Consider the following 16,955-nt stretch of genomic DNA (forward strand, 5'->3'; position numbering starts at 1 on the left):
AAAAATGCCACTCAATTGAGTGGCATTTTTATTTTAGAATTAAGCTTCTAGCCTAAATTTTTACGCGCGTTTTGGAACATACGCATCCACGCACTGTTTTCACCCCACTCTTCTGGGTGCCATGAGTTAGCAACCGTACGGAAAACACGCTCTGGGTGAGGCATCATTATGGTAATGCGTCCATCAGTGGTGGTTAATCCAGTGATCGCGTTTGGCGAACCATTTGGGTTATTTGGGTATTGCTGCGTTGCATTGCCGTGGTTGTCTACGTAACGAAGTGCCACAGTGCCTGATTGCTCTATCGCCGATAAGTGCTGCGTATCGCGTACTTCTACGCGGCCTTCACCGTGAGAGACGGCGATAGGCATACGAGAGCCTTCCATGCCGTTAAAGAACACAGAATCTGACTTTTGAACTTCAACCAAGCTAAAGCGAGCTTCAAAGCGCTCAGATTCGTTGCGCACGAATCGAGGCCACAGGTCTGCTCCTGGGATAAGCTCTCGCAAGTTTGACAACATTTGACAACCGTTACATACCCCTAATGAGAAGGTATCTTGACGGTTAAAGAAACCTTCAAACTGGTCGCGAGCCGATGCGTTAAATAGCACTGATTTTGCCCAGCCCTCACCTGCACCCAACACGTCACCGTATGAGAACCCGCCACAGGCTACCAGCCCGTTGTACTCGTCGAGTACAGCCTGACCCGATAAAATATCGCTCATGTGAACGTCAATAGCATCAAAGCCAGCGCGATTAAACGCAGCCGCCATCTCAACATGAGAGTTGACCCCTTGCTCACGCAAAATAGCCATTTTAGGCTTGGCACCTGTGGCAATAAATGGTGCCGCTATGTCTTCGTTGACGTCAAAGCTTAGCTTAACATTTAGGCCTGGATCGTTATTGTCTTGCTTAGCGGCAAACTCTTGGTCTGCACACGAAGGATTGTCACGAAGCGCTTGCATTTTATGGGTTGTTTCAGCCCAAATGGTTCTTAGCTCAGTACGGTTACGCTCCAATATGATATTAGAGCCTGCAGTGATCACTAATGAATCAGATGCTTCAACCGCACCAATCACATGTGAACAGTTTTCTAGTCCGTGAGCTGCCAATACCGATTTCACGCTCTCAAGTTGGCTATTAGCCACCTGAATGACAGCGCCAAGTTCCTCGTTAAACAGAGCCGCAAGCGTATCGTCACCGAGTGCCGAAATGTCAGCGTTAACGCCACAGTGTCCTGCAAACGCCATTTCGGCCAAAGTAACAAATAGGCCACCATCACCTTTATCGTGGTAAGCCAATAACTTATCTTCACGAACTAGGGTCTGCATAGCGTCAAAGAAGCCTTTAAGCTGCTCTGCATTATCGACGTCAGCAGGTTTATCACCCAACTGTTTGTACACTTGAGCCAGTGCTGTTGCGCCTAAACGGTTTTTGCCATTACCTAAATCAACCAACAATAGACTAGAGTCGCCTTTGTCTGTTCTTAGCTGAGGCGTCACTGTTCTGCGTACGTCTTGCACTCGTCCAAACGCTGTAATAACCAGAGACAATGGTGAAGTGACTTCTTTATCTTCGCCGTTTTCGTTCCACTTGGTCTTCATTGACATAGAGTCTTTACCAACAGGAATAGTTAGGCCCAGTGCTGGGCACAGCTCTTCACCTACCGCTTTAACCGCTTCGTATAATCCAGCGTCTTCACCTGGGTGACCCGCAGGAGACATCCAGTTCGCTGACAATTTAATACGCTTAATGTCGCCAATATCTGTGCCTGCGATATTAGTAAGGGATTCACCCACCGCAAGACGCGCAGACGCACCAAAGTCGAGCAGAGCTACCGGTGTACGCTCGCCCATCGACATTGCTTCACCATGGTAAGAGTCGTAACTGGCAGCGGTCACGGCGCAGTTAGCAACAGGTACCTGCCAAGGGCCAACCATTTGGTCACGAGCAACAAGGCCAGTTACTGAACGGTCGCCAATGGTAATTAGGAAGGTTTTTTCAGCCACTGTTGGCAAACGAAGTACGCGATCGACCGCTTCATTGAGTTCGATACCGTCACGCTCTAGTGCAGGGCTATCAACTTTTAACGTTGTTGCATCGCGATGCATCTTAGGCGTTTTACCCAATAAGATGTCCATCGGCATGTCGATAGGCGTATTCTCAAAATGGCTATCTTCGAGAGTAAGATGACGCTCTTCAGTTGCTTCACCTACCACGGCGTAAGGCGCGCGTTCACGCTTACAGATAGCATCAAATGTCGCCATGTCCTCTTGCGCGACAGCCATAACATATCGCTCTTGAGATTCGTTACACCAAATTTCGAGTGGGCTCATGCTCAGCTCATCATTTGGCACGTCACGCAGTTGGAATTTACCCCCGCGCTCACCATCGTCACACAACTCAGGTAGAGCATTAGAAATACCCCCCGCGCCTACATCATGAATAAAGGCAATTGGGTTAGCATCGCCAAGCTGCCAACAGCGATCGATCACTTCTTGACAGCGGCGCTCCATTTCTGGGTTTTCACGCTGCACGGAAGCAAAATCAAGATCTTCTGCCGACTGGCCAGAAGCCATTGACGACGCGGCGCCACCCCCAAGGCCGATGTTCATTGCAGGACCGCCGAGTACAATCAGCTTAGCGCCTACCGGGATCTCTTTCTTTTGAACATGCTCGTCACGAATATTACCCATGCCACCAGCAATCATAATAGGTTTGTGGTAACCGCGGATCTCTTCGCCTGCGTGTGACGTCACTTTCTCTTCGTATGTACGGAAGTAACCCAGAAGGTTAGGACGACCAAACTCATTGTTAAATGCAGCGCCACCTAACGGACCTTCTGTCATTATATCTAACGCGTTGACAATACGGCCTGGCTTACCAAAGTCGGTTTCCCAAGGCTGTTCAAATCCTGGAATACGTAGGTTAGAGGTAGTGAAACCCACCAAACCAGCTTTAGGTTTGCCACCAATACCAGTTGCGCCCTCATCACGAATTTCACCACCAGAGCCTGTCGATGCGCCAGGCCAAGGAGAGATCGCGGTTGGGTGGTTGTGTGTTTCCACCTTCATTAGGATATGAGCGGCCTCATGATGGTAGTCATACTCGCGAGTTTCTGGATTCGGGAAGAAGCGCCCCACCTTTGAACCTTCCATTACAGCCGCATTATCTTTGTACGCAGACAATACGTGGTCAGGAGTCACCTCAAAGGTGTTTTTGATCATTTTGAACAGTGACTTATCTTGCTTTTTGCCGTCGATAGTCCAGTCAGCGTTAAAAATTTTATGGCGACAGTGCTCTGAGTTTGCCTGCGCAAACATCATTAGCTCGATGTCATTCGGGTTACGGCCCAGTTTCGTGAAGTTTTCGACTAAGTAATCAATCTCATCTTCGGCCAGCGCAAGCCCAAGGGATACGTTCGCCTCAGACAATGCTTGGCGGCCACCAGACAAAATATCCACTTGCGCTACTGGAGCAGGCTCAGCTGTTGTAAACAGCGCTGTTGCTGCCTCTAGCTCACCAAACACAACTTCCATCATTCGGTCGTGGAGCAACGCTTTTATTGCGTTGGTTTGCTCTGCAGTTAATGGCTGTGAAGACTCAATGTAATAAGCGGTGCCGCGCTCTAATCGTGTCACTTTGCCTAAACCGCAGTTGTGTGCAATGTCGGTCGACTTAGAAGACCAAGGCGAAATCGTCCCTGGACGAGGTGTTACCAGTAGGAGAAGACCTTGAGGCTCGTGCTCTTCAATGGTTGGGCCATAGGTTAGTAGCTTTTCTAGCTTGTCTAACTCAGCCTCATCGAGCTCGGCGCTTAAGTCAGCGAAGTGCATAAACTCGGCGTAAAGACCAGTAACGGGTAGGTCTTGCTCACGGCAAAGTTCAAGTAGCTTGTTAACGCGAAACTCAGAAAGAGCTGGGGAACCACGCAAAATTCTCATGTGCTTAGGTCTCTTATGCAATTGATTAAGAAAATATTGGAATAAATTCAGGCACTTAATATCAAACCTAAACCTATACCAATAATAGACTGCTTAATTTTTCGCGTATTATAGTGCAGTTTATTTGTGAACTAAACCCATAAAGCAACCGTTTGCGCAAATAATTGCTTTCGGCTGACCTTTGCGGTGAAGTGAGTGCACGAGCAAACTCTACAGCTTAGATTTCCACGCATTAAAGAGTTTGCTAAACTGAGTCCTCATTTGACAACTAAAGTGTATCAATGCCGTTCTCTGTTTTGTCCAAGCTCATCACCACTGTGCTTCTGTCGCTCGCTGTGTTTAGCCTTACTGGTTGCCAAATCGACTCACAAGAAACCAGTCAACTCGAACAGATCCAAAAACGTGGTGTGTTGCGAGTAGGCACACTGAATAATCAGCTCTCTTATTATATCGGTCCTGATGGTCCAACGGGCCTAGAGTATGAACTTGCCGAACGATTTGCCGAAAGCATAGGCGTGAGTTTAGAAATCAAACCAGCCTATCGTTTATCAGGACTGTTTCCCGCCTTAGAAGCGGGCCAAGTTGACGTTGTAGCTGCAGGTATAAGCCAATCTCCAGAACGACTTACTCAGTTTCGTTCAGGACCGGCTTACTACTATGTGAGCCAACAAGTTGTGTATCAAAACGGCACCAACCGCCCCAGAAACCTAACTCAATTAAGTGAAAGCGATGCTCCTGTTTATGTTGTTGATGGCAGTCACTTTGAGGCAACGTTAAATCAACTTGCTGACACGCATCCAGATATTAATGTCATTTCCAGTGATGCCGATACCTATGACTTACTTAAGCAAGTGTCCACGGGAGACATTCAGTTTACAGTGGCGAACTCTGTCGATTTGTCACTGGCGCAGCGTGTATACCCAAACTTGTCGATTGCGTTCGATCTCACCGAAGATAAACCCATTACTTGGTACACCAACAAATCCGATGACGAAGGCTTATATGCGTTAATGATTGAGTTTTTTGGCCAACTCAAACAGAGCGGAGAACTGGCTCAGTTAGAAGAAAAGTATCTGGGTCATATCTCGCAGTTTGACTATGTTGATACTCGGGCTTTTGTTCGCGCCATTGACAGCACTTTACCCAAATGGGAACCACTATTTAAAAAGCACGCTGGAGAGTTTGACTGGCGACTAATAGCGGCAGTAGCGTATCAAGAGTCACACTGGAATCCATCCGCGAAATCCCCCACTGGTGTTCGTGGCATGATGATGCTGACACTTCCTACTGCTAAAAGTGTCGGGGTAACCAATCGCCTAGACCCAGAGCAATCCATAGAAGGCGGAGTGAAATACCTTCGACAGATGGTTAAGCGCATTCCTGATTCCATCGCAGAACATGAAAAAACCTGGTTTGCCCTAGCCTCCTATAACGTTGGCTTCGGTCATATGATGGATGCAAGACGCCTCACTAAAGCGCAAGGTGGAAACCCAGACCTTTGGAGTGACGTCAAAGAGCGTTTGCCATTGCTACGACAAAAAAAATACTACTCGCAAACTCGGTACGGATTTGCCCGTGGAGATGAGGCGATGAACTACGTCGAAAACATTCGTCGCTACTATCAGAGCATCATTGGTCACGTCGATAAAACGCCGGCCAACGAAGAAGAGATCGACCTCGACAATATTCAAGTGATCCAGCCTCTTGAGCCTGCCCTATCTGGGGCTGTCGGCACCGAAAATGCGCCCATAGAGTTGGGTGACGAGGTTTCCGCGGCCACCACAAATGAGGCCTCTGCCACAAAATAGATAGAGTTCACACGAATGCGTCAACTTTTACATTATTGTTACCGTAGAATGTGATTAAGATCCTTTGGTTCTTATTCATCCTTTCGTAACATTTGTGCTTTAAAACGTGTTCTTAAGCCCATACATATGGGTGAGGATAATCGATCGACTACATTGTTGGAGGCTGTATTATGAGAATGAAACGCAAGTTATCAAAGCGTCTCGTAAAACAAAGCGTATCTGCCAATCGTCGTAAACGTATGTTAGCTAATAATAAGAAAAAAGTTATTATGCGCACTCGCGCTTACGCCTCTCTGGCAGAGTAAAAAAATAAGCAAACATCGGTGAAAGACTGATGTTTGCTAAAGTTCCCCTTTCTTTAGTTTATCCCTCAATTCCTTTTTCTCTTTTCGTCTGCGCTTAAAAAATGCTTGCAGTTGCGCTTTGCACTCAAGTTCCAAAACCCCCCCTTCTATCTCAGCATAGTGATACGCAGCCTGAGACTCGAATAAATTTAATACACTCCCTGCCGCCCCAGCTTTTCCATCAAAGGCGCCAAAGACTATTCGTCCCACACGACTGTGAAGCAATGCCCCTGCACACATAGGACAAGGCTCTAATGTTACGTACAGCGTTGTATCGGTAAGACGATAGTTCTCAAGCTTCTCCCCTGCGGAGCGAATCACCTGTATCTCTGCGTGCGCGGTGGCATCGTGCTGCCCTATGCTTCTATTCCACCCTGTCGCAATGATTTCATTATCGCGAACCAACAGCGCTCCTACAGGAACTTCGCCCTCTTGCTCGGCTAGGGAGGCTAAAGACATGGCTTTTCGCATGTACTCGTTATCTTGTTCACTTTGCTTAGTCATGATTACTCATTTTGCGTAGTTGGTATCAGGCGTTAAAAAGTGCCTCAAGTACTCTGCTCACCTAACTATAAAGGCGCCTATTTAATCAAGTACCAGTATAAAAAAAGCCCCGCGTATGCAGGGCTTAATTAAATGATTAGCACTTACATAGTGTAAGTGTAAGGCGCTTGGATGCCCAATGGAATACCCAAAGCCCAGTAAGCCAGTAGGAAGATACTCCAACCGATAAGCATCGCTATCGAGAACGGCATCATCAGTGACGCGAGCGTACCGATACCCGTTGATTTGACGTATCGCTGACAGTACACAACCACTAATGGGAAGAACACCATTAGAGGCGAGATGATGTTAGACACAGAGTCGCCCACACGGTACGCCGCTTGGGACAATTCAGGTGAAATACCAACAGCCATCAACATAGGAACAAGGATAGGACCGATCAATGCCCATTTTGCTGAAGCAGAACCGACTAACAAGTTCACCATAGCGGTCAATAGAATCATGCCGACTACCGTTGCTTGTCCAGGAAGGTTAAGAGCTTTAAGACCTTCCGCGCCGTAGAGTGCCAACATGGTACCAATGTTTGATTGGCCAAAGGCAACCAAGAACTGTGCACAGAAGAATGACATAACCATGTACGCACCCATAGTACCCATGGTGTCAGACATTGCTTTGATAACGTCATTACTGTTAGAGAATTTACCTACCACACGGCCATATACGATGCCAGGAATGATAAATAGAATGAAAATGAGTGGCACAATCGACTTCATCAGCGGTGCAGAGAACGCGGTAATTTCGCCGTCAGGAGAACGAAGTGCAGAGTTTTCAGGCATGATTGCAGCAATCAATAGCGCGATACCCGCCATCATTGCCCAACCAGCGTATTTGAATGCTTTTGCTTCTTTGTCAGAAATTGAACCAAGATCCGGCGCTTCTTCTGCATCTGCGTCTACTGGGGTTTTAGCTAAACGTGGTTCAATAATACGCTCAGTCACAAACCAACCAATAGCAACAATAATGATGGAAGACAAGCCAGTGAAGTAGATGTTAGCAAGAGGGTTTACCACATAATCAGGGTCAAGAACTTGCGCCGCTGTTTGAGTAAAGCCTGCTAATAGAGGGTCAATTCCCGATGGGATAAAGTTGGCAGAAAAACCACCCGATACACCTGCGAAGGCAGCAGCAATACCCGCTAGAGGGTGACGACCTGCAGCATGGAAGATAATCCCCCCCAGAGGGATGACCAGAACGTAACCTGCATCTGCTGCAGTGTGCGAAACAATCGCCACTAAAATCAACATTGGCGTCAGGAATTTGGCTGGTGTTACATTAAGCATTTTCTTCAATGCGGTAGTAATAAAACCAGAAGAATCGGCAACACCGACACCCAACATTGCGACAAGCACGATACCTAGAGGAGCAAAGCTAGTAAAGGTGGTGACCATGTTGGCAAGAAAGTGCGCGAGAGCTTCACCCGTAAGAAGGTTATTGATGACCAATGCGTCGCCTGTACGCGGGTTGACCAAATCAAAAGAAACTTGAGAAAGAACGGCGGAAAAAACCCAAACGGCGATCAGTGCCCAAAAGAACAATATAGCTGGGTCGGGAATTTTGTTTCCGACACGCTCAATCACATTTAGGAAGCGGTCCATGCCGCTTGCTTTTTGTACTGTTGTGTTAGTTGTAGCTTGGTTACTCATGGTAACTCCGTAATTTTTTATTTATTGGCGGTAGACGATTGAACTACGTCCGGCACAGATTTTAACGTCAATGCAATTAATTAATAGAAAAAGTCAGCATAATATTGACCTAAACTATCAATTTGAGAAGTTTTTTCCTGTTTTGACATTTATGAGAAAACAAGCCGCTCATTTTTCACACAAAGCACACCAAGAATGTGCTTCAATTATAGCCAATATTGTTAATGGATTTACTTTGGGGAACAAAAAAGCAGCGTTAACTATCCATTTCCGATAGCCAAAACTGCCTATTTGTTTTTTAATAGAGTGTATTAATTAGGAAACGTGCTTTACCTTTAACTCTTTAGGCACTTCGAAAAACATATTTTCTTCACGCCCAAGCACTTCTTCAACGTCGGTAGCGCCGAGCTCTTGAATACGAGTTAGAATTTGATTGACCAACTCTTCTGGTGCAGACGCACCGGCAGTCACACCAACAACATCCACATTATCTAACCAATGTGTTTCGATGTCTTCTGGGCAATCCGTTAAGTAGCCTGGTGTACCTAATTTTTCGGCGAGCTCTTTGAGGCGAGTTGAATTTGACGAGTTCTTCGACCCAACCACAATCATTGCATCGACTTGCGGTGCCAAAACACGAACCGCATCTTGACGGTTTTGCGTGGCGTAACAAATATCGTCTTTTCGAGGCCCTTGAATATGCGGGAACACACTGCGTAATTTTTCGATTACTGATGCAGTTTCATCGACCGACAACGTGGTTTGACTCACAAAATGCAAGTTTGTCGGATCGATAATTTGTAGCTTTTCGACGTCTTCTGGTGTCTCAACAAGGTACATACCGCCAATTTCACTGGCGTATTGTCCCATTGTCCCTTCGACTTCTGGGTGACCGGCATGACCAATCAGCACCACTTCAGTGTCTTTACGGCTGGCGCGAGCCACTTCCATATGTACCTTTGTCACCAAAGGACAAGTCGCATCAAATACTGTTAAGTGCCTCGCTTTTGCTTCGGCTCTCACCGCTTGAGATACACCATGAGCCGAAAAGATCACAATGTTATCGTCAGGAACTTCATTGAGCTCTTCAACAAATACTGCACCACGCACTTTAAGTCCTTCAACCACAAAACGGTTATGAACAACCTCATGGCGAACGTAGATCGGTGGTTGATAGATTTCGAGCGCTCGTTCAACAATAGAGATAGCTCTATCAACGCCTGCACAAAAACCGCGTGGGTTTGCTAAAAGTATTTTCATGGTTTTGCTCATAGTACACCGAGTAGCTTAGCAATGGAGGCACAGTGTACCTCGCCAAAATTGAAGGCTCAACTCTCGAAAGGGCTTAAAAAATTATTCGACAGCGAGTATTTCGATATCGAAAATCACATCTTGTCCTGCGAGCGGGTGATTAAAGTCCACCGTGACAGAGTCGCCTACAAGCTCAGTAACAATACCTGGGATCTCTTGACCATCTGGACCAGCAAAGGCCATGATGACACCAACTTCGAGCTCATCAGCATTATTGAAACGGCTTCTTTCTAAATGGTGAATGTTATCTGGATTAGGTGCGCCAAACGCGTCTTCCGCGTCAAGTTCTACCGCTCGCTTATCGCCAGCGGTTAATCCCAACAAATGCGATTCAAAGTTATCACTAAGACTACCGTCACCGATGATGAGTTTAGCGGGTTTACCCATTTGGTGAGTGCTGTCTGCAACTGAACCGTCTTTTAGCTTAATTTCAAAATGCAGCGTGACGGCGCTGTTTGCTTCAATGATTTGAGTCACTTTCAATTCCTTTTGTGTAAAAAAGCGATCAGAGGGTAACTCTGATCGCTATTAATTATTCCATTACTTATGCGAATTTACGGCATTTCGTCAAATTCAGCGCCTTCTTTATCCACTTGTGGTGGCATAAGGTGTTCTTTGTTGATACCCAGTTTTAGGGCCAACGCAGAAGCGACGTAAATCGATGAATAAGTACCAACTACAATACCTAACAGCAACGCAGTTGCAAATCCATGGATATTCGCGCCACCTTGAGTAAAGAGTGCAATCACAACAAACAAAGTTGTTGCTGAGGTAATCAGGGTACGACTTAATGTCTGGCTGATTGAGCCATTAATGATTTCAGCAGGCTCACCTTTACGCATCTTGCGGAAGTTTTCACGAATACGGTCAAATACAACAATGGTATCGTTGAGTGAGTACCCCACTACCGTTAACAAGGCTGCAATGATGGTTAGGTCCACTTCAATCTGCAAGAACGAAAACACGCCGATAGTGATAATAATATCGTGGGCCAATGCCATTACCGCACCAGCAGCAAGACGCCACTCAAAGCGCATAGAGACGTACAGCAAGATACAGATCAGCGATACAATAATCGCCATGCCGCCTGCTTCAGCCAGTTCGTCACCCACGTTAGGGCCAACAAACTCGATTCGGCGCATCTCTACACTCTCACCAGTACCTTCTTTAATTGCATCGAGAATCTGGTTACCCAGTACCTCACCTTGAACGTCATCACGAGGACGTAGGCGAACCATAACCTCACGTGAAGAACCAAAGTTTTGCACTGTGGCATCACCAAACCCTTTCGCTTCTAGCGAACTACGAATTTGCTCAAGATCAGCAGGCTGTTCAAAGCCCACTTCAATTAACGTACCACCTGTGAAATCCAAGCCCCAATTTAACCAATTGGTAGACAGGGAAAATAGCGCTGCACCGATTACCACAATCGATAATACAAATGCACCTTTTGACCAACGCATGAAGTCGATCATCATGTCTGGTTTCAATATTTGAAACATCAATAACTCCTAGATCGACAGCTTATCAATACGCTTACCACCATACATAAGGTTCACCACACAACGGGTGCCTATGATGGCTGTAAACATTGAGGTCAGAATACCGATTGACAGTGTCACGGCAAAACCTTTGATGGCACCCGTACCCACTGCGAAAAGAATGACTGCAGTGATCAACGTAGTCACGTTCGCATCAGCAATGGTGCTTAGCGCATTTGCATAACCTTGGTGAATAGCTTGTTGCGGATTGCGACCTTCTCTAAGCTCTTCACGTATCCGCTCAAAGATCAGTACGTTCGCATCTACAGCCATACCAACGGTCAGTACAATACCAGCTATACCCGGTAGGGTCATGGTCGCACCTGGGATCATAGACATGACCCCCACAATCAACACAAGGTTAACCACAAGAGCCAGGTTTGCCACTAGGCCAAACTTGCGATAGTAAACTGCTGTAAATAGCATTACGGCCAGCATACCCCACAAACAAGCTTGAACACCCATATCGATGTTTTGCTGTCCCATTGAAGGTCCAATGGTGCGCTCTTCAACGATTGATATAGGCGCAATCAGTGCGCCAGCACGCAATAGCAAGGCTAAGTTATGCGCTTCAGCAACAGAATCGATACCCGTTATACGAAAGTTACGGCCCAATGCGGTTTGGATAGTCGCTTGGTTAATCACCTCTTCGTGCTTATCCAAGATCACTTTGCCATCCGCTGTACGCTTACCGCTGTCTTTGTATTCTGCAAAGACCGTGGCCATTAGCTTACCCACGTTTTGACGTGAGAAAGCAGACATCTTACTGCCGCCATCGCTGTCCAATGAAATATTCACCTGAGGGCGTCCATATTCATCGGTGCTAGAGCTTGCGTCTGTAATGCTCGAACCGCCAAGAATAATGCGTTTTTTCAATACCGCAGGGCGACCGTCACGATCATACTTAATCTCACTACCCGCGGGGACACGGCCATTGGCTGCGGCGACAAGGTCTGCAGTGTCGTCCACTTCGCGGAACTCAAGCGTCGCAGTTGCACCCAAGATCTCTTTAGCGCGAGCGGTATCTTGAACACCTGGCAGCTCAACCACAATGCGGCTGGCCCCCTGACGCTGAACCAATGGTTCGGCAACGCCAAGCTCGTTAACACGATTACGGAGAATGGTGATGTTTTGCTCGACGGCGTAGTTACGCACTTCTTGTAAGCGCGCTTCCGTAAACTCTGCTTTTAATACAAAGTTACCGGCAGAGGTTTGCTCGGTGAAAACCATATCTGGGTGATTGGTTTTCAACAATCTTGCGGTTTGGTCTAGCTGGTCTTGATCACGAAGAATCACTTCAACAGAATCAGAATGAGCTCGAACCGCACGATAACGAATTTTGTCTTCACGTAATTCACTGCGGAAGGCTTCTTCCTGCTGACCCACTAACTTAGACAATGCCGCATCCATATCCACTTCCATCAGGAAGTGAACACCGCCACGTAAGTCCAAACCGAGTTTCATTGGGTTTGCACCAATAGACTCTAGCCAATTGGGGGTTGCAGCCGCCAAATTAAGTGCCACTATCAAGTCAGAATCAAGTGAACCCGATAGCACGTCTCTTGCAGCGATTTGAGTGTCAGTATCGAGGAAGCGAACAAGAATAGAACCGTCTTCTAAGGCAACGGATTTGGTAGCAAGGCTTTCTTTTTCAAGTACTTTGGTAATGGTATCCAACGTCGCCAAATCAACAGAGGCACCACGTGCCCCTGTTACTTGTATCGCTGGATCTTCACCGTAGATATTTGGAAGCGCGTACAGAGCACCGATCATAATGATCAATGCCACCATAATGTACTTCCATAGTGGGTATCTGTTTAACACAGCAAGATCCTCTAGCTGCTCTTATAGAGACTTAAGCGTACCTTTAGGCAGTACGTTAGACACGAAATCTTTCTTAATCATGATCTCATTGCTTTGGTTAAGCTCGATTGAGATAAAATCATTGTCATCAGCAATCTTAGTCACTTTACCTACAAGGCCACCCGAGGTTAGGATCTCATCGCCTTTCGAAATTGACGAGATTAGGTTCTTGTGCTCTTTCACACGCTTTGATTGTGGACGGAAAATCATGAAGTAGAAAATCAGGCCAAACATACCAAGCATGATTAGCATTTCAAAACCGCCACCTGCTGGTGCGCCTTCAGCTGCTGCGTGAGCATTAGAAATGAAGAAACTCATTGGGTTGTTCCTTTTATAATATTTAAATAGAAAACTAAAAAGTGAGGCCAAGCATACCAGATTTCAAGGTCTAGCCCGCTTCGCCTCAATTTTATTTAATAACGGAATGTGAATTTGATCACTTACTTTCCAAGCGGTGGCACGTCACGATCGCGTCTGGCGTAAAACTCGCTCACAAATTCATCAAATCTATCTTCATCAATTGCTTGGCGAATGCTTTCCATCACACGCTGGTAGTAACGTAAATTATGAATGGTATTTAGGCGAGCACCTAAAATTTCATTACAACGATCCAAATGATGCAAGTACGCCTTAGAGTAATTTTTACAGGTGTAGCAATCACACTCTGGATCCAGTGGCGTAGTATCCGTTTTGTGTTTTGCGTTACGAATCTTGATGATTCCACCAGTGACAAAGAGGTGACCATTTCGTGCATTTCGCGTTGGCATCACACAATCAAACATGTCAATACCACGGCGAACGCCTTCCACTAAGTCTTCAGGTTTACCTACGCCCATTAGGTAACGTGGCTTGTCTTCTGGCAATTGTGGACAGGTATGCTCCAAAATACGGTGCATGTCTTCTTTCGGCTCACCAACAGCAAGACCACCAACCGCGTAACCGTCATAGCCAATTTCCGTGAGGCCTTTTACTGATACGTCGCGTAGATCTTCGTACACACCACCCTGCACAATACCAAATAGAGAGTTAGGGTTTTCGAGCTTGTCAAAATGATCGCGCGAACGCTGAGCCCAACGCAAAGACATCTCCATCGACTTTTTCGCTTCGTCATGCGTTGCTGGATAAGGAGTACACTCGTCAAATATCATCACGATATCAGAGCCAAGATCTTTCTGGATTTCCATGGACTTCTCGGCATCCATAAAAATTTTGTCACCATTGACAGGGTTTCTAAAATGTACCCCTTCTTCAGTGATCTTACGGATATCGCCTAAACTGAAGACCTGAAAGCCGCCCGAGTCAGTCAAAATTGGGCCATGCCAGTGCATAAAGTCATGCAAATCACCGTGCATTTTCATCACTTCTTGACCTGGGCGTAGCCACAAGTGGAAGGTATTACCGAGCAGAATTTCTGCGCCAGTACCTTTCACCTCTTCAGGGGTCATGCCTTTTACAGTGCCGTAAGTGCCTACTGGCATAAAAGCGGGGGTTTGAACCGTGCCACGTTCGAAGGTCAATTGACCACGACGCGCATTACCATCGGTTTTGTTTAAATTAAATGTTAACTTCACGAAGCCTCCAATGTCAGAGAAACAGTCTGACGATTAACCAAAGGGCAGACTGAAGGTCTACCCTCGTTCGTGAGCGGTCGCATTCCTTGCGAAAAGTGCTACAACCACGTTGTAGTGATACTCTCTAGCATGCTGCTAGCACTCGAATAAATGAGCAAAGCTTAATCGCTGTGCTGTTTTTCCACAAACATCGCATCGCCATAACTAAAGAAGCGATACTGCTGTTCGACGGCATGTCGATAAGCATTCATTACGTGGTCGTAACCGGCAAATGCACTCACCAACATGATTAACGTAGATTCTGGTAGGTGGAAGTTCGTCAATAACGCGTCCACCAGTTGAAATTGATAACCAGGGAAAATAAAGATTTCGGTGTCATCGAAATAGGGCACTAACTCTGTGCCATTTTTAAGTGCGCTCTGAGCGGCACTTTCCAGCGAACGCACTGATGTGGTTCCCACAGCGATCACTCGACCACCTCGAGCTTTGGTTTGCGCGATGGCTTGCACAACTTCTTCAGGGACTTCAACGTACTCCGCGTGCATATGGTGGTCATTAATATTGTCCACTTTTACCGGTTGAAACGTTCCGGCACCGACATGCAATGTAACGTAAGCAAACTCTACGCCTTTAGCTTTGATTTTTCCTAAGATTTCGTCATCAAAGTGCAAGCCTGCGGTTGGCGCAGCGACTGCACCTGGCACCTTGTTATACACCGTTTGATAACGTTCTTTATCGGCGTCTTCGTCAGGACGGTCTATATAAGGAGGCAGTGGCATGTGCCCTACCTCATTCAATATTTGAAGGACCGCTTTGTCGCAGGTAAATCGGATTTCGAACAGCGCGCCATGTCGCTGAACCATTTCCGCTTCATACTGTTCTTCATCACCGAGATACAACAATGTGCCGGGTTTTGGTGATTTTGAGGAACGAACATGGGCGAGCAGCGAGTGCTCATCCAACATACGTTCTACCAATACCTCAATTTTTCCACCACTGGCTTTTTTGCCAAACAGCCGAGCTGGGATAACGCGTGTGTTGTTGAACACCAATAAATCACCTTCATTGACAAGGGATAAAATGTCGGTGAAGTGCTTATCATCCAATTGCCCACTGTTACCTTGCAGGTGAAGTAAACGACTGGCTGTACGGTCAGCGGTCGGATAGCGAGCGATCAGCTCATCAGGGAGATCGAAATGAAAATCAGATACTTGCATGGTGTTAAAATCTGGTTGGTTAATTAAGCGATGGGCAGTATACCCATTTTCAATTTGATGTTCATCAAAGAGTGGTTCGATTACGACAAATTTACTCTTATCACTGTGATCCGTTTCCAACCTTGCTGACGCTAAAAACACTATAGTGGAAATATCTCCCAATACTAAAACGTTTGGTTTTAGTGTCGATGGAAGTGATTTAGGAGGTTGAGATGATCAAAATTGAAGAGCTCATGACTCGTAATCCTCATTCATTGCTGCGTTCAAACTCTTTAGCCGACGCAAAGCAACTCATGCATGAGAAAGATATTCGCCACGTTCCGGTCGTGACTGCAGAAGGAGAATTATTAGGGCTAGTGACTCAGCGAGACATCCTCGCAGCTCAAGAGTCCAGTCTTCACGAAGACGAATCATTGAATAAATACACACTCAGCACGCCTCTAGGTGAAGCTATGTGTAAAAGCGTAATGACCGTCGCCCCCCAAGCCGGGTTAAGAGAAAGCGCAACGTACATGCAAAAACACAAAGTGGGTTGCTTACCTGTTGTTTCTCATAAAAAACTGGTCGGGATCATTACTGACTCAGACTTTGTCACCATCGCGATTAATCTTTTAGAGCTCCAGGAAGAAATAGAACCCATCGTCGATGAAGTGACTGACAATGAGTTCTAAGGCTCTAGGTTCGCGCAATCTGAATTAATAACCGAACCAGCAATATGCTAAGTAGACTAACTACTTAGCATTATATTGGTAGGTATAATCGATATCGATCATGCCTTTGTAGGCTGGTACGCCGCCATGAGAAAGATCGATTACGGTAATAATCTTAGTATTGGTGAGCGAAAAGGAGTTAACGTCGACTCCCCCGTGGTAGTGCGGTAGTTTCTTACTCAACTCAGCCCCACTCATCGCGTTCAGTGACGCTACGTACTCAGCCGCTAGAGCCCTAGCTTTAGCTTGAGATGCCACTGTGTGTGTGGTTAGGTCGGCACTCGAATTGGCCGATTGTAGACTGGCGAACGAAGAAGTACTAACAACCAAACTGGCTGCCATAATCATAGCAATTTTCATATTATTTCATCCTCTGAAATTCATATAAGTGGCCATTGTTTTAATGGCCACTGTAACAATGGCGATAACACTTCAACGATCC

13 protein-coding genes are annotated in these 16,955 nt (G+C 46.3%); 2 read left to right on the plus strand and 11 right to left on the minus strand.

Going from position 1 to position 16,955, the window contains the following annotated elements; translation table 11 throughout:
- Nucleotides 1-47: 47 nt before the first annotated feature.
- Nucleotides 48-3,941 carry a phosphoribosylformylglycinamidine synthase gene (purL, locus tag ST37_RS11755; RefSeq protein ID WP_084886521.1) on the minus strand — a complete coding sequence of 1,298 codons (3,894 nt, stop codon included), beginning with the start codon at nucleotides 3,939-3,941 and terminating at the stop codon, nucleotides 48-50.
- 281 nt (nucleotides 3,942-4,222) lie between these two features.
- Between purL and mltF the strand changes: the two genes are divergently transcribed.
- Entirely contained in the window at nucleotides 4,223-5,749 is a 1,527-nt protein-coding gene (mltF, locus tag ST37_RS11760; protein ID WP_084886524.1) for a membrane-bound lytic murein transglycosylase MltF, read from the plus strand.
- Between the two features lie 341 nt (nucleotides 5,750-6,090).
- Here the strand turns inward: mltF and tadA are convergent, their stop codons facing one another.
- The 9 genes from tadA to queA all read right to left on the minus strand — a co-directional run bounded on the left by tadA (nucleotide 6,091) and on the right by queA (nucleotide 15,803).
- Nucleotides 6,091-6,597 carry a tRNA adenosine(34) deaminase TadA gene (tadA, locus tag ST37_RS11765; RefSeq protein WP_084886527.1) on the minus strand — a complete coding sequence of 169 codons (507 nt, stop codon included), beginning with the start codon at nucleotides 6,595-6,597 and terminating at the stop codon, nucleotides 6,091-6,093.
- Nucleotides 6,598-6,740: 143 nt separating this feature from the next.
- Nucleotides 6,741-8,300 carry an AbgT family transporter gene (locus tag ST37_RS11770; RefSeq protein ID WP_084886530.1) on the minus strand — a complete coding sequence of 520 codons (1,560 nt, stop codon included), beginning with the start codon at nucleotides 8,298-8,300 and terminating at the stop codon, nucleotides 6,741-6,743.
- Between the two features lie 315 nt (nucleotides 8,301-8,615).
- Entirely contained in the window at nucleotides 8,616-9,560 is a 945-nt protein-coding gene (gene ispH, locus ST37_RS11780) for a 4-hydroxy-3-methylbut-2-enyl diphosphate reductase (protein WP_143698189.1), read from the minus strand.
- A gap of 93 nt (nucleotides 9,561-9,653) precedes the next feature.
- Nucleotides 9,654-10,079: an FKBP-type peptidyl-prolyl cis-trans isomerase gene (gene fkpB, locus ST37_RS11785; protein ID WP_084886683.1), complete on the minus strand. Its 426-nt coding sequence runs from the start codon at nucleotides 10,077-10,079 to the stop codon at nucleotides 9,654-9,656.
- A gap of 86 nt (nucleotides 10,080-10,165) precedes the next feature.
- Nucleotides 10,166-11,113 carry a protein translocase subunit SecF gene (gene secF / locus ST37_RS11790; protein ID WP_084886538.1) on the minus strand — a complete coding sequence of 316 codons (948 nt, stop codon included), beginning with the start codon at nucleotides 11,111-11,113 and terminating at the stop codon, nucleotides 10,166-10,168.
- 9 nt (nucleotides 11,114-11,122) lie between these two features.
- Nucleotides 11,123-12,976, minus strand: coding sequence for a protein translocase subunit SecD (gene secD / locus ST37_RS11795; protein WP_084886540.1), 1,854 nt, complete (start codon nucleotides 12,974-12,976; stop codon nucleotides 11,123-11,125).
- 21 nt (nucleotides 12,977-12,997) lie between these two features.
- Entirely contained in the window at nucleotides 12,998-13,333 is a 336-nt protein-coding gene (yajC, locus tag ST37_RS11800) for a preprotein translocase subunit YajC (protein ID WP_084886543.1), read from the minus strand.
- Nucleotides 13,334-13,455: 122 nt separating this feature from the next.
- Nucleotides 13,456-14,586 carry a tRNA guanosine(34) transglycosylase Tgt gene (gene tgt, locus ST37_RS11805; protein ID WP_084886546.1) on the minus strand — a complete coding sequence of 377 codons (1,131 nt, stop codon included), beginning with the start codon at nucleotides 14,584-14,586 and terminating at the stop codon, nucleotides 13,456-13,458.
- A 161-nt stretch (nucleotides 14,587-14,747) separates the two neighbouring features.
- Nucleotides 14,748-15,803 carry a tRNA preQ1(34) S-adenosylmethionine ribosyltransferase-isomerase QueA gene (gene queA / locus ST37_RS11810; protein ID WP_084886685.1) on the minus strand — a complete coding sequence of 352 codons (1,056 nt, stop codon included), beginning with the start codon at nucleotides 15,801-15,803 and terminating at the stop codon, nucleotides 14,748-14,750.
- Between the two features lie 212 nt (nucleotides 15,804-16,015).
- On the opposite strand from queA, the gene ST37_RS11815 reads away from it, so the two are divergent.
- Entirely contained in the window at nucleotides 16,016-16,474 is a 459-nt protein-coding gene (locus ST37_RS11815) for a CBS domain-containing protein (RefSeq protein WP_084886549.1), read from the plus strand.
- A 60-nt stretch (nucleotides 16,475-16,534) separates the two neighbouring features.
- Here the strand turns inward: ST37_RS11815 and ST37_RS11820 are convergent, their stop codons facing one another.
- Nucleotides 16,535-16,873 carry a DUF3316 domain-containing protein gene (locus ST37_RS11820; protein WP_084886552.1) on the minus strand — a complete coding sequence of 113 codons (339 nt, stop codon included), beginning with the start codon at nucleotides 16,871-16,873 and terminating at the stop codon, nucleotides 16,535-16,537.
- Nucleotides 16,874-16,955: the final 82 nt, after the last annotated feature.

It is taken from the genome of Vibrio sp. qd031, assembly GCF_002100145.1.
In the GTDB taxonomy this organism is placed as follows: domain Bacteria; phylum Pseudomonadota; class Gammaproteobacteria; order Enterobacterales; family Vibrionaceae; genus Vibrio.

Bases quoted from the DNA above. Each gene is read 5' to 3' on its own strand.
- purL (WP_084886521.1), bottom strand. From the start codon at position 3,941: ATGAGAATTTTGCGTGGTTCCCCAGCTCTTTCTGAGTTTCGCGTTAAC.
- mltF (WP_084886524.1), top strand. From the start codon at position 4,223: ATGCCGTTCTCTGTTTTGTCCAAGCTCATCACCACTGTGCTTCTGTCG.
- tadA (WP_084886527.1), bottom strand. From the start codon at position 6,597: ATGACTAAGCAAAGTGAACAAGATAACGAGTACATGCGAAAAGCCATG.
- ST37_RS11770 (WP_084886530.1), bottom strand. From the start codon at position 8,300: ATGAGTAACCAAGCTACAACTAACACAACAGTACAAAAAGCAAGCGGC.
- ispH (WP_143698189.1), bottom strand. From the start codon at position 9,560: ATGAAAATACTTTTAGCAAACCCACGCGGTTTTTGTGCAGGCGTTGAT.
- secF (WP_084886538.1), bottom strand. From the start codon at position 11,113: ATGTTTCAAATATTGAAACCAGACATGATGATCGACTTCATGCGTTGG.
- yajC (WP_084886543.1), bottom strand. From the start codon at position 13,333: ATGAGTTTCTTCATTTCTAATGCTCACGCAGCAGCTGAAGGCGCACCA.
- queA (WP_084886685.1), bottom strand. From the start codon at position 15,803: ATGCAAGTATCTGATTTTCATTTCGATCTCCCTGATGAGCTGATCGCT.
- ST37_RS11815 (WP_084886549.1), top strand. From the start codon at position 16,016: ATGATCAAAATTGAAGAGCTCATGACTCGTAATCCTCATTCATTGCTG.
- ST37_RS11820 (WP_084886552.1), bottom strand. From the start codon at position 16,873: ATGAAAATTGCTATGATTATGGCAGCCAGTTTGGTTGTTAGTACTTCT.